This is a genomic window from Pseudomonas sp. AK181 (assembly GCF_051122975.1).
In the GTDB taxonomy this organism is placed as follows: Bacteria; Pseudomonadota; Gammaproteobacteria; order Pseudomonadales; family Pseudomonadaceae; genus Aquipseudomonas; species Aquipseudomonas lactis.
This window is the reverse complement of sequence record NZ_CP146348.1, coordinates 2104889-2128797: the sequence shown is the minus strand read 5'-3', so window position 1 is coordinate 2128797 and position 23909 is coordinate 2104889. Positions and strand designations below refer to the sequence as shown.

General features: G+C 60.7%; 20 protein-coding genes and 4 tRNA genes. 9 read left to right on the top strand and 15 right to left on the bottom strand.

What is annotated here, in order from left to right; genetic code table 11:
- Positions 1-1025 precede the first annotated feature (1025 nt).
- A complete protein-coding gene (locus tag V8689_RS09995; RefSeq protein WP_003190133.1) occupies positions 1026-1766 on the bottom strand; it encodes an FKBP-type peptidyl-prolyl cis-trans isomerase in 741 nt (246 codons plus the stop codon).
- Positions 1767-2013: 247 nt separating this feature from the next.
- On the opposite strand from V8689_RS09995, the gene V8689_RS09990 reads away from it, so the two are divergent.
- Complete coding sequence (locus V8689_RS09990) at positions 2014-3822, top strand: di-heme-cytochrome C peroxidase (RefSeq protein ID WP_056788426.1); 1809 nt, start codon at positions 2014-2016, stop codon at positions 3820-3822.
- 29 nt (positions 3823-3851) lie between these two features.
- Positions 3852-4985 (top strand): catalase family protein, encoded by a 1134-nt coding sequence (locus V8689_RS09985; protein ID WP_056788620.1) that lies wholly within the window; start codon positions 3852-3854, stop codon positions 4983-4985.
- A gap of 89 nt (positions 4986-5074) precedes the next feature.
- On the opposite strand, the gene V8689_RS09980 is transcribed toward V8689_RS09985, so the two are convergent.
- The 4 genes from V8689_RS09980 to V8689_RS09965 all read right to left on the bottom strand — a co-directional run bounded on the left by V8689_RS09980 (position 5075) and on the right by V8689_RS09965 (position 5595).
- Positions 5075-5151 (bottom strand) — tRNA-Asp (locus V8689_RS09980).
- Positions 5152-5170: 19 nt separating this feature from the next.
- A tRNA-Val gene (locus V8689_RS09975) sits at positions 5171-5246 on the bottom strand.
- 177 nt (positions 5247-5423) lie between these two features.
- A tRNA-Asp gene (locus tag V8689_RS09970) sits at positions 5424-5500 on the bottom strand.
- Between the two features lie 19 nt (positions 5501-5519).
- Positions 5520-5595: transfer RNA gene (locus V8689_RS09965), tRNA-Val, on the bottom strand.
- A gap of 159 nt (positions 5596-5754) precedes the next feature.
- Between V8689_RS09965 and rdgC the strand changes: the two genes are divergently transcribed.
- From rdgC to sugE, 3 genes are all read left to right on the top strand, one after another.
- Entirely contained in the window at positions 5755-6675 is a 921-nt protein-coding gene (rdgC, locus tag V8689_RS09960) for a recombination-associated protein RdgC (RefSeq protein ID WP_020301078.1), read from the top strand.
- A 166-nt stretch (positions 6676-6841) separates the two neighbouring features.
- Positions 6842-7801: a bile acid:sodium symporter family protein gene (locus V8689_RS09955; protein WP_003190129.1), complete on the top strand. Its 960-nt coding sequence runs from the start codon at positions 6842-6844 to the stop codon at positions 7799-7801.
- Between the two features lie 112 nt (positions 7802-7913).
- Positions 7914-8228, top strand: coding sequence for a quaternary ammonium compound efflux SMR transporter SugE (gene sugE / locus V8689_RS09950; RefSeq protein WP_010211634.1), 315 nt, complete (start codon positions 7914-7916; stop codon positions 8226-8228).
- A gap of 108 nt (positions 8229-8336) precedes the next feature.
- Here the strand turns inward: sugE and V8689_RS09945 are convergent, their stop codons facing one another.
- The 3 genes from V8689_RS09945 to V8689_RS09935 form a co-directional block, all read right to left on the bottom strand.
- On the bottom strand, positions 8337-10211 hold the full coding sequence (locus V8689_RS09945; protein WP_056788428.1) for an MFS transporter: 1875 nt from the start codon (positions 10209-10211) through the stop codon (positions 8337-8339).
- A gap of 59 nt (positions 10212-10270) precedes the next feature.
- Entirely contained in the window at positions 10271-11419 is a 1149-nt protein-coding gene (locus tag V8689_RS09940) for a TDT family transporter (RefSeq protein ID WP_056788430.1), read from the bottom strand.
- 111 nt (positions 11420-11530) lie between these two features.
- Positions 11531-12718, bottom strand: a complete 1188-nt coding sequence (locus V8689_RS09935) for an MFS transporter (protein WP_056788432.1) — start codon at positions 12716-12718, stop codon at positions 11531-11533.
- 91 nt (positions 12719-12809) lie between these two features.
- Here V8689_RS09935 and V8689_RS09930 point away from each other — a divergent pair, with 91 nt between their 5' ends.
- Positions 12810-13349, top strand: a complete 540-nt coding sequence (locus V8689_RS09930) for a TetR/AcrR family transcriptional regulator (protein WP_056788434.1) — start codon at positions 12810-12812, stop codon at positions 13347-13349.
- 174 nt (positions 13350-13523) lie between these two features.
- Here the strand turns inward: V8689_RS09930 and V8689_RS09925 are convergent, their stop codons facing one another.
- The 4 genes from V8689_RS09925 to V8689_RS09910 all read right to left on the bottom strand — a co-directional run bounded on the left by V8689_RS09925 (position 13524) and on the right by V8689_RS09910 (position 16701).
- Complete coding sequence (locus V8689_RS09925) at positions 13524-14303, bottom strand: ABC transporter permease (RefSeq protein WP_003190115.1); 780 nt, start codon at positions 14301-14303, stop codon at positions 13524-13526.
- Positions 14300-15232, bottom strand: a complete 933-nt coding sequence (locus V8689_RS09920) for an ABC transporter ATP-binding protein (RefSeq protein WP_014717781.1) — start codon at positions 15230-15232, stop codon at positions 14300-14302. Before V8689_RS09920 ends, V8689_RS09925 begins: the two co-directional genes overlap by 4 nt.
- 135 nt (positions 15233-15367) lie before the next feature.
- The gene (locus V8689_RS09915) at positions 15368-15985 is read right to left on the bottom strand and encodes a glutathione S-transferase family protein (protein WP_056788436.1); all 618 of its coding nucleotides are present in this window, start codon (positions 15983-15985) and stop codon (positions 15368-15370) included.
- 56 nt (positions 15986-16041) lie between these two features.
- Positions 16042-16701, bottom strand: coding sequence for a transglutaminase-like domain-containing protein (locus V8689_RS09910; protein ID WP_056788438.1), 660 nt, complete (start codon positions 16699-16701; stop codon positions 16042-16044).
- A gap of 190 nt (positions 16702-16891) precedes the next feature.
- Between V8689_RS09910 and V8689_RS09905 the strand changes: the two genes are divergently transcribed.
- Both V8689_RS09905 and V8689_RS09900 read left to right on the top strand, forming a co-directional pair.
- A complete protein-coding gene (locus V8689_RS09905; protein ID WP_056788440.1) occupies positions 16892-19339 on the top strand; it encodes an acyl-CoA dehydrogenase in 2448 nt (815 codons plus the stop codon).
- Between the two features lie 75 nt (positions 19340-19414).
- Positions 19415-19822 (top strand): PA2817 family protein, encoded by a 408-nt coding sequence (locus tag V8689_RS09900; protein WP_056788442.1) that lies wholly within the window; start codon positions 19415-19417, stop codon positions 19820-19822.
- Between the two features lie 139 nt (positions 19823-19961).
- Here V8689_RS09900 and V8689_RS09895 read toward each other — a convergent pair whose 3' ends face one another.
- Positions 19962-20894, bottom strand: coding sequence for a LysR family transcriptional regulator (locus V8689_RS09895; protein WP_056788444.1), 933 nt, complete (start codon positions 20892-20894; stop codon positions 19962-19964).
- 89 nt (positions 20895-20983) lie between these two features.
- Between V8689_RS09895 and V8689_RS09890 the strand changes: the two genes are divergently transcribed.
- Positions 20984-21625, top strand: a complete 642-nt coding sequence (locus V8689_RS09890) for a hypothetical protein (protein ID WP_056788623.1) — start codon at positions 20984-20986, stop codon at positions 21623-21625.
- A 90-nt stretch (positions 21626-21715) separates the two neighbouring features.
- On the opposite strand, the gene V8689_RS09885 is transcribed toward V8689_RS09890, so the two are convergent.
- Both V8689_RS09885 and V8689_RS09880 read right to left on the bottom strand, forming a co-directional pair.
- On the bottom strand, positions 21716-23287 hold the full coding sequence (locus V8689_RS09885; RefSeq protein WP_056788447.1) for an alkaline phosphatase D family protein: 1572 nt from the start codon (positions 23285-23287) through the stop codon (positions 21716-21718).
- Complete coding sequence (locus V8689_RS09880) at positions 23284-23838, bottom strand: GNAT family N-acetyltransferase (protein ID WP_056788451.1); 555 nt, start codon at positions 23836-23838, stop codon at positions 23284-23286. Before V8689_RS09880 ends, V8689_RS09885 begins: the two co-directional genes overlap by 4 nt.
- Positions 23839-23909 lie beyond the last annotated feature (71 nt).

Below are 23909 nucleotides of genomic sequence, written 5' to 3'. Positions count from 1 at the left end.
TATCGGCTGAAAGCCACGGACTACAAGGCCTACAGTCAGATCGGGCGTTTTTTGCGCACATCAAAAAAACCCAAGAATTCATTGACTTGGCATGTATGTGCGGCTACCCGTGCTCGAGTCTTATATCAGACTGTGTCCGGTTGCGGACGTTCGGTTGGATTTGCAGAGGCTTCAATCAGGGGCTGCCTGGCTTGCGAGAGTCATAGATATCTGTACGACTCCAGTACGACGCTGCCCTCCGTGGCAGCCTGCCAGCCGATGCCTATCTCCCAAACACCCCGGGCTCCAACTGTGGGAGCTGGCTTGCCTGCGATGGCGGCCGTTCAATCGACAGAGATATCAAATGTGCCGCCCCAGGTAACCACGATGCGAAGCGAGCCGCTCTTGATCTTGCTCTGCTTGTGATCTTGATCTCAGGCGCCCCGTTAAACCACGCTGGCCGAACGCAGGCTTGAATTCGTGGGTAACCCGGCAGGACGCCGGGTTAGCCGCCCCGCGCCATGGATGGCGCGTGGCGGCGGCCCACGGATTCAAGCCTGCGTTCGGGCACACCGAGCCTAGGCGAGGTGCCGAGTGGTGGGGCAAGAGCGTTTTGCTTACTTTTGCGCTTTTCAAAAGTGAGCCGCTGTCAGAGCGGAACCCTAGGTGGCCGTTACCGCAGGAATGGATATGTAATCGGTATTACGGTGTCGACTGTGAGGCCGTCTTCGCAGGCAAGCCAGCTCCCACATTTGGATCGTGGGGTGTCAGGTAGATTGGTGTCGGCTGGGAGGCCGCCATCGCAGGCAAGCCAGCTCCCACAGTTGGATCGTTGGGGTGTCAGGTAGATTGGTGTCGGCTGGGAGGCCGCCATCGCAGGCAAGCCAGCTCCCACATTTGGATCGTGGGGTGTCAGGTAGATTGGTGTCGGCTGGGAGGCCGCCATCGCAGGCAAGCCAGCTCCCACAGGGAATTTTGCGTCGTTTGACCAACGCCGAAAACAACAACGCCCCGTCGAGACGGGGCGTTGTGTGTTCAGGCGCCGATTACTTCTTGGCGGCTGGTGCAGCAGGTGCGTCAGCCGCTTCTGCCTTGGCTGGGTCCTTGATGGCCAGCAGCTCCAGGTCAAATACCAGCACCGAGTTGGCCGGGATCGCCGGGCTCGGGCTCTGGGCGCCGTAGGCCAGGTCGGACGGGATGTACAGCTCGACCTTCTCGCCAACGTGCATCAGTTGCAGGCCTTCGACCCAACCCGGGATCACGCCGCTGACCGGCAGGTCGATCGGGCTACCGCGATCTACGGAGCTGTCAAAGGTAGTGCCGTTGGTGAGCTTGCCGGTGTAGTGAACAGTCACCACGTCGGTGGGCTTAGGCTGGGCGCCGTCGGCCTTCTTCACGATCTTGTACTGCAGGCCGGAAGCGGTGGTGACGACGCCGTCTTTCTTGGCGTTGTCTTCGAGGAATTTCTTGCCAGCGGCTGCCGACTCTTCGCTCATTTTGGTCATGCGTTCTTCAGCACGCTTTTGCAGTGCGGCAAACGCCTCAACCAGCTCATCGTCCTTGAGCTTCTGCTCTTTCTTGCCGACGGCATCTTCGATGCCTTGGGCAACAGCTTTGGAGTCCAGGTCGTCCATGCCTTCTTGGGCAAGGCTCTTGCCCATGTTCAGGCCGATGCCGTAGGAAGCTTTCTGCGCCGGGGTTTTCAGCTCTACGCTGGTCTGCGAATCACAACCCGCAAGTACCAGGCTAACCAGGGCCACCGCCGCCGCCAACCGATGCTGTTTCATGCTATTTCCTTGTTCATGCGCCATAAGGGCATTCGAATAAAGTCGCGAGCTTATCAGGCGGCCACGACCAATGGCTACCGGCATGTGAGCAGGAAACTTCTGATAAGTTCACGTGTTTAAAAGCATTTCCCTTTATCATGGGGCCCCGCGACGGATCGCGGGACCGCCTGATAGCGGGCCAATTGCTACTTGCCGCACCTGTGGCGCAGTGGCATAACAACGCGACAATTCGACAAGGATAGTTATCTTGCGCATTTTTTCCCGTGTTTTACTCCTGATACTGATCGCACTGGGCCTGATTCTGGCCGTGGTGCTCTACTACACCCTCAACCCCAAGCTGCCGGACTACGTGCCCGTGAAGCAGGTGCACTACCAGGAGCAATGGAGTGCCGACGACCGCCAGACCTACTACTTCACGCCCCAGGGCACCCAAGTAAAAGGCCTGCACTACGACTGGTTCACCGCCCTGGAGCTGCCATTCTCCGAGCAACGCTTTGCCGCGCCGGAGTACCTGGCGCGCTTTGGCTTCCTGGTCGACCCCAAGCAGACGCCCACCGCGCAAAACCCTGGCAACCTGCCGGTAGGTTTCGCCCGGCACCAGAACGCCGACAGCAAGGCTCAGTACCTGGATATCACCTGTGCGGCCTGCCATACCGGCGAATTGCACTTCAAGGGCCAGGCCCTGCGCATCGACGGTGGCTCGGCGCAGCACGTGCTGCCCTCCAGCGTTCCCACGTTGCGCGGCGGCAGTTTCGGCCAGGCCCTGGTCGCCAGCCTGGCTGCTACCTATTACAACCCATGGAAGTTCGAGCGCTTTGCCCACAAGGTGCTGGGGGATCAGTACGATGCTCAGCGCGATCAACTGCGCAAAGACTTCAAGCAATCGCTGAACCAGTTCCTCAAAGTCGCCTGGAATGACACCCATCGCGGCCTTTACCCCACCGAAGAGGGCCCGGGCCGTACTGACGCCTTTGGGCGCATCGCCAACGCCAGTTTTGGCGACGCTATTTCCCCTGACAATTATCGCGTCGCCAATGCCCCAGTGGACTACCCGCAGCTATGGGACATCTGGACCTTCGACTGGGTGCAGTGGAATGGCTCGGCCCAGCAGCCCATGGCGCGCAACATAGGCGAAGCCCTTGGCGTTGGCGCGACCCTGGCGTTCTTCGACGCAGCCGGGCAACCGCTCAAAGGCGACGCCCGCTACCCGTCCAGCGTACGGGTGCGCGACCTGCATTTGATCGAAGAAACCCTGCAACGCCTCAAGCCGCCGACCTGGCCGCAAGACTTGTTCGGTGCCATCGACAAACCCCTCGCCGCCCAGGGCCGCACACTCTTTGCCGAGAACTGCGCCGGCTGCCACCTGCCCACCGTTACCCAAGAAAACGGCCGCCCGGTGCAGCAGTTGAAAATGCTGCCGGTGGACTACATCGGCACCGACCCCGGCACAGCCAACAACATTGCCGACCAACGCTATGACCTCAGTGCCCTGCAATGGGACCCGGCCGAACTGGCCCAACTCAATGTCGAACTGCACCCCACCCCCACCGCGCCGCTGGACCTGAAAAAAATGTCGGTAGCCCAGGGCCTGGCCTATGTCACCGCCTTCGTCGAAGAGCATGCCTACCGTGCGGCCGGCGTCACCCCGGCTGAGCGTCCAGGCCTGGACGGGTTCGGCCTGCCCATCGGCGTGCGCGAGTTGCGCGCCTACAAAGCGCGACCACTGGCCGGCGTATGGGCCACACCGCCGTTCCTGCACAACGGTTCGGTGCCGACGATTTACCAACTGCTCTCGCCCCAGGACGAACGCAGCACCACCTTCTATAAAGGCACCTTCAACTACGACCCGCGCCACCTGGGGTTTGAGACCACCGCCTTCAAAAATGCCTTCCTGTTCGATACCAGAATCACCGGCAACCACAACAGCGGCCACGAATTCCGTGCCGGCGAACGTGGCAATGGCGTGATCGGCCGGGGCTTGCTGCCGCAGGAACGCTGGGCGCTGCTCGAATACCTCAAGGTGCTGGGCGGCCCGCTGGAGCAACAACTGCCATGATTATCCGATCGCAAAACAAGGACCGCTCCATGCTTGCTCGTCTCTGGCTGCGCCTTGGCGCCTTTGTGGGTAAAACCCTGTTGTGGCTGCTGGGCCTGGGCCTGCTGGGATGGGTGCTGGCCATGGCCTGGTTCGCCTGGCAGCACAGGGGCCCGGTGTCGGTGAAGGAACAGATCCCGCCGGGTGAAGCGGCGATGACCCAAGGCATCATCCAGACGGCCGTGCGCATCGTTGACCAGCATCGCGAAGGTACCCGCTACCTGCGCGATGCCCATGCCAAGGCCCATGGCTGTGTGAAAGCCGAGGTCAGCGTCCTGGCGGATCTCGACCCGGCCTTGCGCCAGGGTGTGTTCGCCGAGCCGGGCAAGACCTGGCAGGCGACGATGCGCCTGTCCAACGGCAACGCCTACCCGCAATTCGACAGCATCCGCGATGCCCGCGGCATGGCGATCAAGCTGTTGGATGTGCCGGGCAAGCAACTGATGGCCGACCAGCAAGCGCGCACCGAGCAGGATTTCGTGATGTTCAGCCATCCGAACTTCTTTGTCAGCGATGTTGCGGAGTACGCGCAGAACATCGGTGCGCAAGCGGACGGCAAGAAGGTCCTGGCGTTCTTTCCCAAGCTCGACCCGCGCAGCTGGCAAGTGCGTCACCTGTTTATCGCCCTGGCAACCCTGGCGCCCGCCCCGGCCAGCCCGACGCAAACGACCTATTTTTCAGTGTCGCCTTATAAGTTCGGCACGGCCAACGCCAAGTTTCGCGTCGCGCCCGACCCGCAAAGTTGCCCGGATTATGTGTTGCCAAAACAGAACCAGGACCTGCCCAACTTCCTGCGCAGCGCGCTCAACCAGCAACTGTCCACCGACCGTGTAGAGGCGTGTTTTGTGCTGCAGATCCAGCGGCAAAACCCGCAGGCGTTCATGCCCATCGAAGACACCAGCATCGAATGGAAGGAAAGCGACGCACCGTATGAAACCGTGGCCAAGGTCAGGATTCCCGCCCAAGACTTCGACACGCCAGCGCAGAACCTGGCGTGCGATAACCAGTCGTTCAACCCCTGGTTCGGCTTGGAAGCGCACCGCCCCATCGGCGGCATCAACCGGTTGCGCAAAGCGGTGTACGAAGCCGTCAGCGACTACCGCCACAGCCGCAACGCACCGTAAGGTGCGTTAAATCGCAGGCGAAAAAAAACCCGCTCAATGAGCGGGTTTTTTGTGGCTACCTGGCGTTCAGTGTTCCAGGTTGCCGAATATGGCGCAGCGGACGGGACTCGAACCCGCGACCCCCGGCGTGACAGGCCGGTATTCTAACCGACTGAACTACCGCTGCGCGTAACACTTGAAGCGAATGGTGGGTGATGACGGGATCGAACCGCCGACATTCTGCTTGTAAGGCAGACGCTCTCCCAGCTGAGCTAATCACCCTTCGTTTCGGTGTGGGCGCATCATACACCAAAAAATCGTAATGTCTTGATTTAAATGCAATTTATTTAAAAAAAGTTTAGCGCACGATTTTTTGCCATATTTCGGACAGAAAAAAGCCCGCTCGATGAGCGGGCTTTCTGTGGTTACCTGGCGTTCAGCGTTCCAGGTGACCGAATATGGCGCAGCGGACGGGACTCGAACCCGCGACCCCCGGCGTGACAGGCCGGTATTCTAACCGACTGAACTACCGCTGCGCGTAACACTTGAAGCGAATGGTGGGTGATGACGGGATCGAACCGCCGACATTCTGCTTGTAAGGCAGACGCTCTCCCAGCTGAGCTAATCACCCTTCGTTTCGGTGTGGCGCGCATTCTACGGAGCGACCTTAAGTCTGGCAAGCACTTTCTTAAATCTTTTTTTTCAGCCCTTCCAATGGCTTAGGCAGGGTTGGCCTGCGGCCTGATCAAGAGAATAATGCCCCCCTTTGTATAGAGGAGAGACTCACCCCATGTGGTTCAAGAACCTGCTTATCTATCGCCTGACCCAAGATCTGCCTGTTGATGCCGAGGCGTTGGAAGCGGCCATGGCCACCAAACTGGCGCGCCCTTGTGCAAGCCAGGAGTTGACCACTTACGGTTTCGTCGCACCTTTCGGTAAAGGTGAAGATGCTCCCCTGGTTCACGTCAGCGGCGACTTCCTGCTGATCGCCGCCCGCAAGGAAGAACGCATCCTGCCGGGTAGCGTGGTGCGTGATGCACTTAAAGAGAAAGTGGAAGAGATCGAAGCCGAGCAGATGCGCAAGGTCTATAAGAAGGAGCGCGACCAGATCAAGGATGAAATCATCCAGGCCTTCCTGCCTCGCGCCTTTATCCGTCGCTCGTCGACCTTCGCTGCGATCGCGCCAAAACAGGGCCTGATCCTGGTCAACTCGGCCAGCCCCAAGCGCGCCGAAGACCTGCTCTCCACCCTGCGCGAAGTGATCGGCACCCTGCCCGTCCGCCCGCTGACGGTAAAAACCGCTCCGACTGCAATCATGACCGACTGGGTCACCACCCAGAAACCGGCCGATGACTTCTTCGTTCTCGACGAATGCGAACTGCGCGACACCCACGAAGACGGCGGCATCGTGCGTTGCAAGCGCCAGGACCTGACCAGCGAAGAGATCCAGCTGCACCTGACCACCGGCAAGGTCGTGACCCAACTGTCCCTGGCGTGGCAGGACAAGTTGTCCTTCATGCTCGACGACAAGATGACCGTCAAGCGCCTGAAGTTCGAAGACCTGCTGCAAGACCAGGCGGAACAGGACGGTGGTGATGAAGCCCTGGGCCAACTGGATGCCAGCTTTACCTTGATGATGCTGACCTTCGGCGATTTCCTGCCGGCGTTGGTTGAGGCACTGGGCGGCGAAGAGACACCACAGGGCATCTAAACAACACCGATCCACTGTGGGCACGGTCAGTGTGGGAGCTGGCTTGCCTGCGATAGCGGAGTGTCAGCCCGAGTAGTGCCGACTGATACACCGCTATCGCAGGCAAGCCAGCTCCCACATTGGATTGCATCGCCCTATCCAACACTCTAATAACAAGGACCTCCCCATGCGAGCACTCGCCGCCTTGAGCCGCTTCGTCGGCAACACCTTCGCCTATTGGGTGTTGATCTTCGCCGTCGTCGCCTTTCTCCAACCCAGCTGGTTCATCGGCCTGAAAAGCGCCATCGTCCCACTGCTGGGCCTGGTGATGTTCGGCATGGGGTTGACCTTGAAACTGGAAGACTTCGCCGAAGTCGCTCGCCACCCGTGGCGCGTGGCGCTGGGCGTGGTCGCGCATTTCGTGATCATGCCGGGCGTGGCATGGTTGCTGTGCCAGGCGTTCCATTTGCCAGCGGAAATAGCCGTTGGTGTGATCCTGGTCGGCTGCTGCCCAAGCGGCACGTCGTCCAACGTCATGACGTGGCTGGCCCGGGGTGACCTGGCGTTATCGGTGGCGATTGCCGCGGTCACCACCCTCCTCGCGCCGCTGCTCACACCGGCATTGATCTGGCTGCTGGCCTCGGCCTGGCTACCGGTGTCGTTCATGGAGCTGTTCTGGTCGATCCTGCAAGTGGTGCTGTTGCCCATCGTACTGGGCGTGGTCGCCCAGCGTTTGCTCGGTGATCGGGTAAGGCACGCGGTGGACGTGCTGCCACTGGTATCGGTGGTCAGCATTGTGATCATCGTCGCGGCCGTGGTTGCTGCAAGCCAAGGCAAGATTGCCGAGTCGGGCCTGCTGATCATGGCCGTGGTGATGCTGCACAACAGCTTCGGTTACCTGTTGGGCTACTTCACCGGGCGCCTGTTCAAGTTGCCCCTGGCGCAACGCAAGTCGCTGGCCCTGGAAGTGGGCATGCAGAACTCCGGGCTGGGTGCCGCGCTGGCCAGTGCGCACTTTTCGCCACTGGCGGCGGTGCCCAGTGCGTTGTTCAGCGTCTGGCACAATATTTCCGGCGCATTGCTGTCGACCTATTTCCGCCGCATGAGCGAAAAGGAAGACCGGCGCGCCCTGGAAACCACGCCGTAGCTTGATCGCCTGGTTCAATTTCGGCACTCTACCGAACTTCGCGGGGACGACCTCGCGACGCTATCAAGCGCTTACCCGGGGACGACCCCACTTTGATAGAAGCGAGGTCATCATGTCCTGGATCATTCTGTTTTTTGCCGGGTTGTTTGAAGTGGGCTGGGCCGTCGGCCTGAAGTACACCGACGGGTTCAGCAAGCCGCTGCCCACCGCCCTGACGATTGCCGCCATGGCCGTCAGCCTTGGGCTATTGGGGCTGGCCATGAAGGAACTGCCGCTGGGCACCGCCTACGCCATCTGGACCGGCGTCGGCGCCGTGGGCACCGTGATTGCAGGAATTATCCTGTTTGGAGAATCCATGGCGCTGTTTCGGTTGGCCAGTGTGGCGTTGATTATTTGCGGGCTGATTGGCCTCAAGATCTCGACATAAGCCACTACCGCTATCGCAGGCAAGCCAGCTCCCACATTTGACTGTATTCACAATGCAAAAGGTGGGAGCTGGCTTGCCTGCGAAGAGGCCCTGGCAAACAACGAAAAACTACCTGACACTCCCCCGCAAACCACCCACCACAACCCGCAACTGCTCAGGCGTCGCCGCCTCCACAGCCACAGGCTCACCCGCCACCAACACCACCCGCGACCAGATCCGATGGAAAAAGCCCTTGTTAGGATCGCGGCTGAAGAAACTCCCCCACAACCCCTGCAACGCCATCGGGATCACCGGCACCGGCGTCTCCTCCAGGATGCGTGTCACCCCACCGCGAAACTCATTCATCTCGCCATCGGCGGTCAGCTTGCCTTCCGGGAAGATGCACACCAACTCGCCGTCCTTGAGGTACTGGGCAATCCGCGCGAACGCCTGTTCGTAGATCTGAATGTCTTCATGGCGCCCGGCAATCGGAATCGCCCCGGCGGTGCGGAAGATAAAGTTGAGCACCGGCAAGCGGTAGATCTTGTAGTACATGACAAAGCGAATCGGCCGACGTACTGCACCGCCAATCAACAGCGCATCGACAAACGACACATGGTTGCACACCAGCAACGCCGCGCCTTCATCCGGGATGGCTTGCAGGTTGCGATGCTCCACGCGGTACATGGAATGGCTGAGCAGCCAGATCATGAAGCGCATGGTGAACTCGGGGACGATTTTAAAGATGTAAGTGTTAACCGCGATGTTGAGCAGCGACACCACCAGGAACAACTCGGGGATCGACAGCTTGGCCACGCTCAACAGCAGGATCGAAACGATGGCCGAAACCACCATGAACAGTGCATTGAGGATGTTGTTGGCGGCGATCACCCGAGCCCGTTCGTTCTCGGCGGTGCGCGACTGGATCAGCGCATACAGCGGCACGATGTAAAAGCCGCCGAACACACCCAGGCCGAGGATATCAAGCAGCACCCACCACGCCTGGCCATAGCTGAGCACCGCGAGCCAATCGTTGGCTTGCACGTTCTGCGGGAAGCCGCCGGAGTGCCACCACAGAAGCAGGCCGAATACGGTCAGGCCAAACGAGCCAAACGGCACCAGGCCGATTTCCACCTTACGCCCGGAGAGTTTTTCGCACAGCATCGAGCCCAGGGCGATGCCCACCGAGAACACCGTGAGGATCAAGGTCACCACGGTTTCATCGCCGTACAACCATTCCTTGGCATAGGCCGGGATTTGCGTGAGGTAGATCGCGCCGACAAACCAGAACCATGAGTTGCCGACAATCGAGCGCGACACTGCCGGCGTCTGCCCCAGGCCCATGCGCAACGTCGCCCAGGACTGCGTGAAGATATTCCAGTCCAGGCGCAGTTGCGGTGTCGACGCCGCCGCGCGCGGGATGCTACGGCTGGCCAGGTAGCCCAGCACCGCCACGGCCACAATCGCCACCGCCACCACCGGCGCGTAATGAGTGGAAGACATCATGATCCCGGCACCAATGGTGCCAGCCAGAATCGCCAGGAACGTGCCCATCTCCACCAGGCCATTACCGCCGACCAACTCATCGTCGTGCAATGCCTGAGGCATGATCGAGTATTTCACCGGGCCGAACAGTGCCGAGTGCGTGCCCATGGCAAACAGCGCCAGCAGCATCAGCTCAAGATGATTGGTCAAAAAGCCCGCCGCGCCCACCGCCATGATCACGATCTCGCCGATCTTGATCGCGCGGATCAACGCGTCCTTGTTGAATTTCTCGCCAAACTGCCCAGCCAACGCCGAGAACAGGAAGAACGGCAGGATAAACAACAAGGCGCACAGGTTGACCCAGATGGAGCGGTCGCCCTCGATGGTGAGCTTGTAAAGAATGGCCAGGATCAGCGACTGCTTGAAGATGTTGTCGTTGAACGCGCCCAGCAATTGAGTAATGAAAAACGGCAAGAAGCGCCGCGTGCGCAGCAAGGTAAATTGGGAAGGATGGCTCATCGTCGTCCGTGTTCCTGCGTGGCCTTTATTTATCAGGCCACGACTTTACCTAATCCTGCTTACTTATTCGCTAGCCCGGCAATACAAGGCGAAACAAAAAGCTCGCCTTTATAAGCGCCCTGCACGGTGCGCTTGGCCACGATCAGCCACATCAGCGCCAGCGCAACCACCAGCACACTGCCAAACACATTGAAAAATTCCAGCTGCAGCAGGCTCGCCAATTTCAGCGTCGCCAGGGCATAGACGCCCAGCGGGAAGGTGAAGCCCCACCAGCCCAGGTTAAACGGGATACCGGCGCGCAGGTAACGCAGGGTGATCAACACCGCAATCAACATCCACCACAAACCGAAGCCCCATAAGGTGATGCCCGCAATCAGGCCCAGGCCGTGGGCCATTTCACCGACACTGGCCAGGCCATTGGCGGCGAAGATCGCAGGGGCATCCGTACCGAGCAGCAACATGCCCAGGGCACCGGTGCCGATGGGGCCCAGCGCCAACCAGCTCGACGCCGCCATATTGGCGTGAGGCAACTTATGCAAGGCCATGCGCAGCATCAGGATGGTCAGGATGCTGAACGCCACCGGCAGGGAAAACGCCCACAGCACGTAGCTGGTCACCAGCGTCACCAGTTGAGAATGGGCGTCTAACAGGTGCGGCGCGAGCAAGCCGCCGCTGGCCGCCGCCACTTCGGCTGCTACCACAGGCAGCAGCCAGACGGCGGTCATCTGGTCGATGCTGTGCTCCTGGCGGGTAAACATCATGAACGGGATCAGCACGCCACAGGCCAGGGACATGGCGACGTCCAGCCACCACAGGGCTTCGGCCAGCGGGATGACATCACTGCCCCAGCGCGGCAGACCAAACAGCAGCAAGCCATTAAGAATGGTCGCCAGCCCCATGGGGATGGTGCCGAAAAACATCGAGACGGTGGAGTGCCCGAAGATGCGTCGCGCCTCGTGGAAAAACATCACCCAGCGGGCGGCATAGAGCACGCTGAACAGTACAAACAGGCCGATGGTGAACAGCCACAAGCCCTCGGCGACAGCGTGCAAACCTGGCAAGTTGACTGGCAACTGAGCCAAGGCCAGCGCCAGCACGCCGGTGCCCATGGTCGCGGCGAACCAGTTCGGGGTGAACTGGCGAATCACTTCCCGGGGACGGGCCAGGTGACTGAAGGGTTTGTAGCGGTGAGTGGTCGAGCAGGTCATGGGTTAATCCTCTTCCTCATGTGAGGTTGAAGCCATGATAGAACCTGATCGAATATCTATATAACGGGTAATATCTCTAACTGTTATCTATTTTACCTATATTCATCGCAATCATGCCCTCGCCCTTGCCTGCGCCGTGTCCCGCCACAACAACCCAACAAGCGCGCCGAGAGACAGCAAGATAAGCACCGCACCGTAGCCGTCCGTGGTCGCGATCAGGCCAAACACACGGCTCAGGTTCCCCGCCAATAACGCCGGTATGCAGAATGCCAGGTAGCTCAATACATAGAACGCCGACATCAGGCCCGCCCGCTCATGGGGCAACGCCAGGCCCACGATACTGCGCACACTGCCCATGAAACCGCCGCCGAAGCCCAGGCCTGCGATCACACTGGCGACAAAGAACAGCCACAGGCTGGCGGTGTTTACGGCAACCAGCAGCAACCCCACGCCCATGGCCAGCAGTGCAGCCGACACGCGCATCACCCTGTCAGCCGCGTGGTTGCGCAGGCTGTAGATCATCACCGCACCGCTCAAGGTCACCACCGCCACCAGCCCGCCGCCGATCAAGTGCGAGGTCGAACCCGTGGCGACGCGCACCAACGACGGCGCCAGCGAGGAAAAGAACCCACCCAGCGCCCACACCGCCACATTCAATGGCATCGCCAGCCACAACGCGCGGCGCGCTTGCGGTGGCACATGCAGAGTCGGCGCCAGCGATTTAAAGGCACCCGGTATGCGGCTGACCGTTTCAGGCAGGCGCCACACATACAGGGCCTGCAACACCATCAAGCCCAGCAGGGTGTAATAGATCAATTGGGTTGGCCACGGCGCGAACTCCACCAGCAGCCCACTGCCCAGGCCACCACTGGCCATGCCGAGCATCGGTGCAAGGCTGTTGAGCATCGGGCCGCGCATGCGGTCGGTGTCGAGCAGCGTCGCACCCAATACCGCGGTCGCCGTGCCGGTCGCAAAACCCTGCAACGCGCGTGCGGCCAGCAGGCAACTGGTGCTGTCAGCAACGATAAACAGCAACATCGCCACGATATTGAGCAGCAGCGCGGCGAAGATCACCGGTTTGCGCCCCAGATAATCCGACAGCGAGCCCACGGTGAGCAGCGCCGCCAGCAGGCTCACGGCATACACGCCGAAGATGGCCGTGAGCATGGCCGCCGAAAAATGCAGGTGGTCTTGATACACCTGGTACAACGGCGTCGGCGCGCTGGAGGCAGCGAGAAAGGTCAGCACGGTGATCACCAGAAACGCCAGGCTGGACCGTTGAGAGATGACGCTGGACATGGGCACGCTCCGCTAAAGCTAATATTTTGCTTTTGTGAAGTGTGCTACTCGCTGGCGCTTAAAGCAAATTCTTTGTGTTAAGGTCTTGCCCATGGCGATTAAAGAAGGCCTCCGCCCGGGGGGCCGTAGTGCCCGGGTACAAGAATCCGTCCACAGGGCGGTGCGCGAACTGCTGGAAACCCATGAGCGGTCCAGCGTCACTGTGCCGATGATTGCGGCATGTGCAGGCGTCACGCCGTCGACCATTTATCGGCGCTGGGGCGATCTGTCAGTACTGCTCGCCGACGTCGCCCTGGCCCGTATGCGCCCCGATACCGAACCGGCCAACACCGGCAGCCTGCGTGGCGACCTGCAAGCCTGGGCCGAGCAATACCTGGATGAGATGAGTTCGGACGTAGGCCGCAACATGATGCGCGACGTGCAAAGCAGCCCCACGCCTGGGTATTGCGTGAGCATCCTGAGTGGGCAGTTGCAGGTGATCGTGGATCGTTATCCGCAGGAACAGCCGCCGAGCGTTGACCATTTGATCAACCTGCTCGCCGCACCGACGGTGTTTCGTATTCTGTTTTCGGCCCAGCCGTTGGCGGTAGAAGAACTGCATGCCCTGATCGAACTGGCACTGAAAAACTAAAGCGCGTGCACCGAGCAAAATGTGGGAGCTGGCTTGCCTGCGATGCAGACACCTCGGTACACCCGTCAAGCGAAGTCGATACCATCGCAGGCAAGCCAGCTCCCACATTTATTCGGTGTGCATCCAATAAAAAACGGCCTCTGATGAGGCCGTTTTGTTATTTCCAATCCCACATCAGGTACGCATCCCACGCCCACTCACCAGCAACCGCGCACAACCGATATACAAGACGATGGTGGCCACGATCATGAAGGTGATCGCCACGCTGATCTTGATATCCGACACGCCCAGAATGCCGTAGCGGAAGGCGTTGACCATGTGCAGCACCGGGTTGGCCAGGGACACGGTCTGCCAGAACGGCGGCAGCAAGGTGATGGAGTAAAACACCCCGCCCAGGTAGGTCAGCGGCGTCAGCACGAAGGTCGGGATGATGGAAATATCATCGAAGTTGCGGGCAAACACGGCGTTGATAAACCCCAGCAGCGAGAAGATCGTCGCCGTGAGGACTACCACCAGGATAGTGACCCCAAGGTGATGCACCTGCAGGTGGGTAAAGAACAGCGACAGCAGCGTCACGATCACCCCCACCATCAGGCCACGCAACACGCCGCCCAAGGTGTAGCCGATCAGGATGGTGTGCGGTGACACCGGCGAGACCATCAGCTCTTCAATGGAGCGCTGGAACTTGCTGCCAAAGAAACTCGACACTACGTTGCCGTAGGAGTTGGTGATCACCGACATCATGATCAGGCCCGGCACGATGTACTCCATGTAGGTGAAACCACCCATGTCGCCGATTTGCCGGCCGATCAGGTTACCGAAGATCACGAAGTACAAAACCATAGTGATCGCTGGCGGCAGCAGGGTTTGCGGCCAGATCCGGGTGAAGCGCTTCACTTCGCGATAGACAATGGTTTGCAGCGCGACGAGGTTGGGTTGCAGTTCGGAACTCATACCGCCACCTTCGCCAGATTTTTCTCCACCAGGGACACGAACAACTCCTCAAGGCGATTGGTTTTATTACGCAGGCTCAGCACTTCGATGTTCTGAGTCGCCAACTGGGTGAACAACGCGGTGATGCCCATGGCCTTATCCACCTGCACCTCCAGGGTGTGGCTGTCCACCAGCCGGCTGGGGTAGCCGAGCAACTGCGGCGCCACCGACAGGTTGTTTTTCAGATCGAGCAGGAAGGTCTCCACATGCAACTGGCCCAGCAGGTTGCGCATGCTGGTGTTCTCGACAATGGTGCCGTGGTCGATGATGCCGATGTTGCGGCACAACTGCTCAGCCTCTTCCAGGTAGTGGGTGGTGAGGATGATGGTGATGCCCTTCTCGTTTAGTTCGGTGAGGAAGGTCCACATCGAGCGGCGCAGCTCGATGTCCACGCCGGCGGTAGGTTCGTCGAGGATCAACAGGCGCGGCTCGTGCACCAGGGCGCGGGCGATCATCAGGCGGCGCTTCATGCCACCGGACAACGAGCGCGAAGGCACGTCGCGCTTGTCCCACAGGCCCAATTGGGTCAGGTACTGCTCGGCGCGTTCCTTGGCGACTTTCGCCGGAATGCCGTAGTAGCCAGCCTGGGTCACCACAATGTCGAAGGTCTTTTCGAACTGGTTGAAATTGAATTCCTGGGGCACCACGCCGATGGAGCGCTTGAGCGCCGCCGGGGATTTGTCCAGGTCATGCCCGAAGATATTCACCGTGCCGCTGGTCTTGTTGACCAGGGTGGAGAGAATGCCGATGGTGGTGGACTTGCCGGCACCGTTGGGGCCGAGCAAGGCGAAGAAGTCACCTTCGGCAACGTCCAGATCGATACCACTCAGGGCCTGGAAACCGTTGCCGTAGGTTTTGGTTAGCTGCCGGATGGACAGAGCGGAACTCATATGGGAATACGCACCAAAGAAGGGAATAGAAAGAATAGATGAAGGCATACCCCAGGTAGTTCAACCTGCGATGCAGTGCGAGCATGGTGCGTGCCCATGCCGCACAAGTACAGTCACCCGTATTAATAGTGTGTATTAAGTCAACGCGGTCATCACCGCCTTGCGGTAGGCCGGGCGCTGTTGCAGGCGCTGGTACCAGGCCTCCAGATGGGGCATGGCGGGACGTTCGATGGGCATCTCGAACCAGGCGTAGATGAAGCAGCCCAAGGGAATATCGCCCATGCCGAACGCCTGGCCGGACAGGTAGGGTTGCTCGGCGAGGGCTTGTTCGACGGTTTTGAGCGCATCGATACAGGCTTGGCGCCCGGCATTGATACTGTCCCAGTTTTGCTGGTCAGCCGGGGTGCGCACGATGCCCCAGAACACCGCCTTGAACGGGTCGGCGAGCGTGGAAGTGGTCCAGTCCATCCACTTCTCGGCATTGGCCCGGGCTTGCAGGTCGCTGGGGTAAAAGTCCGATGCCTGCTTGGCGCACAGGTAACGCACGATGGCGTTGGATTCCCACAGCACAAAGTCGCCATCTTCGATCACCGGCACCCGGCCATTGGGGTTCATGGCCCGGTATTGCGGGGTATCGACCACACCAAAAGCCCCGCCCGCATCAATTGCTTCATAGTCCAGGCCGAGTTCCTCGGCGCACCACAGTGCTTTCCTGACGTTTGATGAATTTTTACGACCCCAGATCTTCAGCATGACCGCGCCTTATCGTTGATGAACATGGCTTGATGAAGGCAGCAGCATACGCCGGTTCAGCCGCGGCTTAAATCGCCCTGCATATCACCGAGCAAGGTGGGCGCATCGTCGCCAAACAAGTGCGGGTAACACTGGCGGATGTGCGCGAAGAAAAATGCTTCGGGCACATCAGCAAATTGCCCGTGGTCCACCACGTACTCCATCGAACGCTGGCCCTGGCGATTGAACGCGTGGAACACGCTGTCGTGCAGGCCATCGAATTCCAGCGGCGGCACGTCGAACACTTCGCACAGTTGCTGGTTGAACGCCGGAGTGGCCTTGACCCAGCGGCCGTTCAGGTAAAGCTCGGTATAACCGTGCATGGCGAACACGTCACTTTTGAGCAGGGCGAGCAGCCGCGGTGTGGACAGGTGGTTGCGTACGTCCGCCAAACCAATGCGCGCAGGGATACCACAGTGACGTGCGCAAGCAGCGAGCAAGGTGGCCTTGGGCACACAGTAGCTTTCGCCAGCCGCCAGGGCGAAGCTGGCGTTCAGGGTGTCGGGGTCACGGCTGAAGGTGTAGGGGTTGTAGCGAATGGCCTCACGCACCGCGTAGTAAAGACTGACTGCCTGGTCACTTAAATCCGGGCGGGTTCCGCGATGTTTCTCGGCGAACTCCACCACCACAGGGTGGTCACTATCGATGAAGCGGCTGGGACTCAAGTACGTATTCATGAGCTTGATCTCCGAGGGGAGCCTGGAGTTTAACCACCAGGCCTGCCCGAGAGATAACGACGATTCGGCCAAATGCCGGCGCCGGCTGATGGGTTGCCCAGTACACCTTGTTACACCCTGATCACCCGGCTTGTTCGGATGCCGACTAAGCTCCCTGGTGGTTTCGCCCCTGGTTCACGGAGGATTGAATATGCTGTTGTTGTGGATACTGGTGCTGGTGGTCGGCATTGCCTACCTGGCACACCGCCGTACTGCCCCCCTGCCCGCCCTGGGCGTGGTCGCCGTCTACCTGCTGGCGATGGGCGCCTGGAGCCACGCACCGGGTTGGCTGCTGCTGATCTTCTGGGTGCTCCTGGCCGTGGTGGCCGCGCCTTTGTTGCTGCCTGACCTGCGCCGCCAATACTTCACCAAGCCGCTGTTCAGCTGGTTCCAGAAAGTGCTGCCACCGATGTCCGAGACCGAGCGCGATGCGATCGATGCCGGTACCGTCTGGTGGGACGGCGAACTGTTCAGTGGCCGCCCCGACTGGGACAAATTGCTGGCCTACCCCAAGGCGCAATTGACCGAGGAAGAGCAGGCGTTCATCGACGGCCCCACCGAAGAACTCTGCGCCATGGTCAGCGACTGGGAAATCGGCCAGGCCATGGACCTGCCGCCGCAAGCCTGGGAACACATCAAGACCCATGGCTTCTTCGCCCTGATCATTCCCAAGGAGTACGGTGGCAAAGGCTTCTCCGCCTATGCCCACTCCCAGGTCGCCATGAAGCTCGCAACCCGCAGCGGTGACCTGGCCTCCACCGTGATGGTCCCCAACTCCCTGGGCCCGGCCGAGCTGCTGCTGCACTACGGCACCGAGGAACAACGTAACCACTATCTGCCGCGCCTGGCCCGTGGCGACGACATCCCGTGCTTCGCCCTCACTGGCCCGCTGGCCGGCTCCGATGCGGGCGCCATGCCCGACACCGGGGTGATCTGCAAAGGCGAATGGGAAGGCAAGGAAACCCTCGGCCTGCGCCTGAACTGGGAGAAGCGCTACATCACCCTCGGCCCGGTCGCGACCTTGCTTGGCCTCGCCTTCAAAGCCCATGACCCGGACCACCTGCTGGGCGAAGAAGAAGACCTGGGCATCAGCCTCGCGTTGATTCCTACCGACACCCCTGGCGTGGAAATCGGCCGTCGTCACCTGCCGCTTGGCGCCGCCTTCATGAACGGCCCCAACTCCGGCAAAGATGTGTTCATCCCCTTGGAATACCTGATCGGTGGCCAGGAAATGCTCGGCAAGGGCTGGATGATGCTGATGAACTGCCTGTCGGTCGGCCGTTCAATCTCGCTGCCCGCGGTCGGCACAGGTGCCGCCAAGTTCACCAGCCTGGTGACCGGGCAATACGCCCAGGTGCGCGAACAGTTCAACGTGCCACTGTCGGCCTTCGAAGGCATCCAGGAAGCCCTGGCACGCATCGGTGGCAACGCCTGGCTGATGGACAGCGCACGCATGCTCACTGCCAACGCTGTGGACCTGGGCGAGAAGCCGTCGGTGCTGTCGGCGATCCTCAAGTACCACCTGACCGAGCGCGGCCGCGAGTGCATCAGCCACGCCATGGACGTGCACGGCGGCAAGGGCATCATCATGGGGCCCAACAACTACCTGGGCCGCAACTGGCAGGGCGCACCGATCTTCATCACCGTGGAAGGCGCCAATATCCTCTCGCGTAACCTGATGATCTTCGGCCAGGGCGCGATTCGCTGCCATCCCTTCGTGCTCAAGGAAATGGCCCTGGCCGGTCGCGAAGACCATGACCAGGCGTTGAAGGAATTCGACGGCCTGCTGATGCAACACATCGGCTTTGCCGTAAGCAACGCCGCCAGCACTCTGGTGCTGAACCTGGGCTTGGGGCACTTCGAAAAAGCCCCGGGCAACCGGTTGAGCCAGGGTTACTTCCGTGCCCTGAACCGCCAGGCGGCTGCCTTTGCCCTGCTGGCCGACCTGAGCATGATGTTGCTGGGTGGCGAGCTCAAGCGCCGCGAACGCCTGTCCGCTCGCCTGGGTGATGTGCTCAGCCACATGTACCTGGCCTCGGCGGCGCTCAAGCGTTACCACGACCTGGACTCGCCGGACCACTTGGAGCCGCTGTTTGCCTGGGCCATGGAAGAAAGCCTGGGTGAATCGGAACGTGCACTGGATGAGCTGCTGAGCAACTTCCCGAACAAGGTGCTGGGCTGCCTGCTGCGGGTGATTGTGTTCCCATTCGGGCGTCGTCATACCGGGCCGTCCGACGCGCTGGATGCCGAAGTGGCCGCCGTGATCGGCCGCGCCAAGGGCGACCCGACCCTGGAAGAGTTGCTGGCCGGCTGTTATCGCCCGCAATCGGCAGAAGATCCGGTGGGCGCCCTGCAACATGCCTACGACCTGCTCGGTGCCAGCCACCCCTTGCAGAAGAAACTCCACAGCGCGCTCAAGAGCGGCCAGGTCAAACCGGTGGCCGGTGAGCACGTCATCGACGCGGCGTTGCAGGCCGGCGTGCTGCAACCGGCCGAGGCGCAAACTCTGCGCGATGCCGAAGCTGCGCGACGCAAGGTGATCGACGTGGATGATTTCAGCAAGGAAGAGCTGATGCAGGCAGAGGGTAAAGTCCGCTGAGTCGAGCGGTCATATAAAAACGGGCGCGAGAGGCTTATACTCTCGCGCCCGTTTTTGCTTTAGAGGCCTTATCTCGTGTCCAACGTCGTTGCCGATCATCTCGTCTTGCTCGACCACTTGCGCAGCATCCTGGTTGCCGTCGGCGAAGCCGAACAGGTGCCCGAGGAAAGCCACGCACTGTTTCTGGAGCGCTTCGATGAACTACGCGCCCTGTTGCCAATCGACCCGATCGAAAGCCAGTACCTTGGCCAGGACCTGATGAGCCAGGTCATCCTGCGTTACCCGCAAGTCGCCCACCTGGTGCCCCGTGACCTGCTGTGGTTCTTTGGCGGCGACTGCCTGCACTTCATGCCCGACGAAGAACTGGACCTGTACCAGGCCCTGGAAGAACGTCGCTATGAAGCCGAACAGAACGACGAACCGTTCGACTGGAACCAGGAAAAACAGCTGCTGGCGATGCCTCAGGACCAGAGCAAACACTGACAACTATGCTCGTTCCCACGCGCTGCGTGGGAACCCATCCTGTGACGCTCTGCGTCACCCGTGCACAGGCATAAAGGCAGGACGCGGAGCGTCCAAGGTGGCATTCCCACGCAGAGCGTTGGAACGAGCAACCGCGCTCCTACCGTCGGCGCAGCGTCGGCTCCTTGGCCATGCACTCCACCAGATAATCGATAAACACCCGCAACTTCGGCGGCATGTACCGTGTGGGCGAATGCAGCAACCACGCCTCGCCATGGTACGAGGCAATAAAATCCCACCCCGGCAACACCTGCACCAACTCCCCCGCTTCCAACGCATGCCGTGCGGTGAAATACGGCAAGCTGGCAATCCCGACATGCTGCAACGCCGCCTCCAGCCGCACCCCAGTGTGATTAGCCGCATACCGGCCGCGCACGCCGACCGTTACCGCCTTGCCAGCCTGGCGAAACTTCCAGCGTGAATCTCCCGGTGTCTCACCCAGATAGATGCAACTGTGCCCAAGCAGATCATGGGGATGGCTCGGTGTACCGTGCTCGGCCAGGTACTGCGGCGTCGCGCACAGCAAATGTTCGATGGGCAACAACTGGCGCCCGACCAAGCCCGGCGGCGGGCTGTCGGTGATGCGGATGCTCAAGTCGACGTTGTCGTCGATCAAATCCACATGCCGATCTTCCAGGATCAATTGCACATCCACCTTGGGATAGCGCCGCAAGAATTCCGGCATATGCGGGTGCACCACGAATCGCCCCACCGCCTTGGGCACACTGACCCGCACCAGGCCCTCGGCTTCATGGGTGAATTGCCCGCTGATTTCCATCACCGAGCGCGCTGCGTTGACCATCTCCTGGCAACGCTTGAACACCTCCTCGCCGCCCTCACTCAGGCGCAGCTTGCGCGTGGTGCGTTGCAGCAGGCGCGTGGCCAGGGCGTGTTCCAGGCGCGAGATACTGCGGCTCACCGCCGAAGGTGAAACGCTGAGTTGCCGCGCCGCTTCGGAGAAGCTGCCGGTTTCCACGACCTTGACGAAAATCGCCATTTCACCCAATAACGGCAAAGGAAGATTGATGCTCATGACGCACAGGTCCATTGATAATTGAGCAGATTATCACTCATCTGCGCACTATTTATACTGCCCACAGAACCCTGATGCGGATGTAGATGATGACCGAGCGCCTGTTTTTTACCCACGACCACCTGACGGCCGAGCTGGAAGTGCTCAGTTGCACCCCGCACGAAGAGCAATTCGCCGTGATTGTGCAGTCGACGATTTTCCATCCCCAAGGCGGTGGCCAGCCGTTCGACACCGGCTGGCTCGGCGACAGCCAGGTACTGCGAGTCATGCAGGAAGCCGAACAGGTGGTGCACTATGTCGACCGCCCCCTGGAACCAGGACCCGCCATTGCGCGAGTCGACGCACAGCGCCGCGCCTTGCACACGCGCCTGCATTCGGCGGGGCACTTGATTGGCAATGCTGGCGAACGCCTGGGCTGGATGCCGATCAAGGCCCACCATTGGCCGGGCGAAGGCAAGATCACCTTTATCCGTGGCCAGGCCGCGCAAGACATGGATGCGCAGACGCTCCAGCAGTGGGTTAATACATGGATCGCCGCCGACTATCCCCGCCATATGACCCTGGAAGACGGCACCCGCGAAGTCGGCTTCGGCGAATTACCCGCATACGCCTGTGGCGGCACCCATGTTCAAACGTTGGGCGAACTGGGCCAGGTAACGATCTTGGCGTTGTCAGAGAAAAAAGGTGCACTGTCGGTGCGCTACAGCCTCGCTGACACCCTGACACTGTAGGAGCGAGCTTGCTCGCGAAGAACGTCAACGATAACGCGAGCAGTCAGGTTGCACACGGTGCCTGTGAGTTTTTCGCGAGCAAGCTCGCTCCTACAGGGCCATGCTCGGCTGGCCCGGTTCATTGACGAACGACTTCAATGTCGACACCGTCGCCGCCGGGTCACGCGGGTCGCTGATCGCACGAAAATTCGTCAACATGGTGTTGGCCGCCAACTCCACCGACACATAGCCACGCTGACGGCTGTCGAAGAACTTCACATGGGGGTTGAGCGGCATGATCTTCATAAACGCGTCATAGGGCGGGCCGTCGGAGGTGACCGACGAGCCGACAAACTCGGTGGCGACCACCGCCGAGTCTGGCCTGTCGGCGTCGGCATGCAGGTCGGTGGCCCAGAACGAATGAATATCCCCACCCCAGAACACCGGGTTCTTCACCCGGTTGCGCACGATCGACGCCAGCATCCGTGAGCGGTTAGCCATGTAGCCATCCCAACCATCGGTCCAGCGGCCAAGCTTATGGTTGGTGAGGTCACGCTGCATCAGCGGCGCCACCAGCAAATCCTGGGCGATGACATTCCACTGCGCCTTGGACTGGGCAAATCCTTGGTCCAGCCAGGCCTCTTGCTGCCAGCCGAGCAACGTGCGGCCAGGGTCACGCAGGTCGCTGCAAGGGGTGGTGACAATATGCCCTTGGTGGCTGCCATTGGCCGCGATGCACGGTTGCTCGGAACGGTACTGGCGACCGTCAAGCACATGGAAACGCGCAAGCTGGCCGTAATCCAGGCGCCGGTAGATGCGCATGTCCGGCCCCTTCGGCACGCTGCTGGCACGCAGGGGCATGTGTTCGTAAAACGCCTGGTACGCCGCGGCCCGTTGCTTGAGAAACTGCGCCACCGCCACCTTCGGGTCCTGGGACCAGCGGTTGGCGTAGTCATTCTGTACCTCGTGATCGTCCCAGGTCACGACGCTGGGGGCCGCGGCGTGAAGGGCCTGCAGGTCTGGATCGGTCTTGTACAGTGCGTAGCGGTTGCGGTAATCGCTCAGGCTTTGCGCATTGCCGCTGCCGTGGGAACGAAACACCTTGCCCGACTCCGCCGCATAGGAACTGTCGTAAATATAATCACCGAGGAAAAACACCAGGTCCGGCTGCTCGGCGGCCAGGTGTCGGTAGGCGCTGAAATAGCCACGCTCCCAGTGCGAGCAGGACACAAAGCCCAGCCGGGCCGTGGCCATCGCGTGCAGCGGCGGCATCGTGCGCGACTGGCCCACCGGGCTCTGCGCACCGAGCCCTTCAAACTGGTACCAATACGGCCGATCCGCCGCCAGCCCCGCCACTTCGACATGCACTGCGTGAGCGAAACGCGGCGTCGCCAGTACTTCGCCCCGCTTCACAATGCGCGTCATCGCCGCATCGCTGGCCACCCGCCAACGCACCGGCACCGAGCGACTCAGGCCGCCACGGCCATCCGCAGCATTGAACAACGGCGCCAGGCGCGTCCAGATCACAAAGCCATCCGGCAGCGGGTCGCCGGAAGCCACGCCAAGGGTAAACGGATAATCCACCCCGGCACTGCGCGCAAACGGGCTGAGAATAGAAAACGCCGTGGCAACCGCCAGCCCGCCGAGGACCCGGCGCCGGCCGTGGTCGACCTCGCCGCTCACCGGCAGCGCTCCCAGTCGTCACGCACGGTGGCAAACCCGAGCATGTCCTCATACACGCCGTTCTTTAAAAACGCCTGGCGCATGCAGCCTTCATAGCGCAGGCCGATCTTCTCCATGACCCGCGCCGATTCCTTGTTGCGCGCGAAACACTGGCTGCCCACGCGCAGCAACCCTAGCTCGGCGAAGCCGAAGTCCATCACCGCGCTCGCCGCTTCCGCCGCATACCCCTGGTTACGGCAGTGCGCGGCCACCCAGCCACCCAAATGCCCATAGTGATGCCGAGCATTGATACGCAGGCTGACCATGCCGACCAATTCGTTGGTGCCGCGCACATGCATCCCCAGGTTCAACAGCTCACCGGTGCGGTACTTGTCAGCGATCCCGGCAATAAAATCCTGAGCGGTTTCCAAGGTGTAGGGCGATGGAATGTTCGCCGTGTTGTCGGCAATTTTCGGCCCATTGGCAAGCGTAAAAAGCACCTGCGCCTGGTGCATTTGCAGGGCGCGCAACAACAGTCGCGGGGTCGTCAATTGAGGCAGTGCAGTGGGCATGGGAGCCGGCTCTCAAGATAAATTTCTCAAGCATGGATGCCCCGAGTGTCAGTTTCATTACGCTTGAAAAC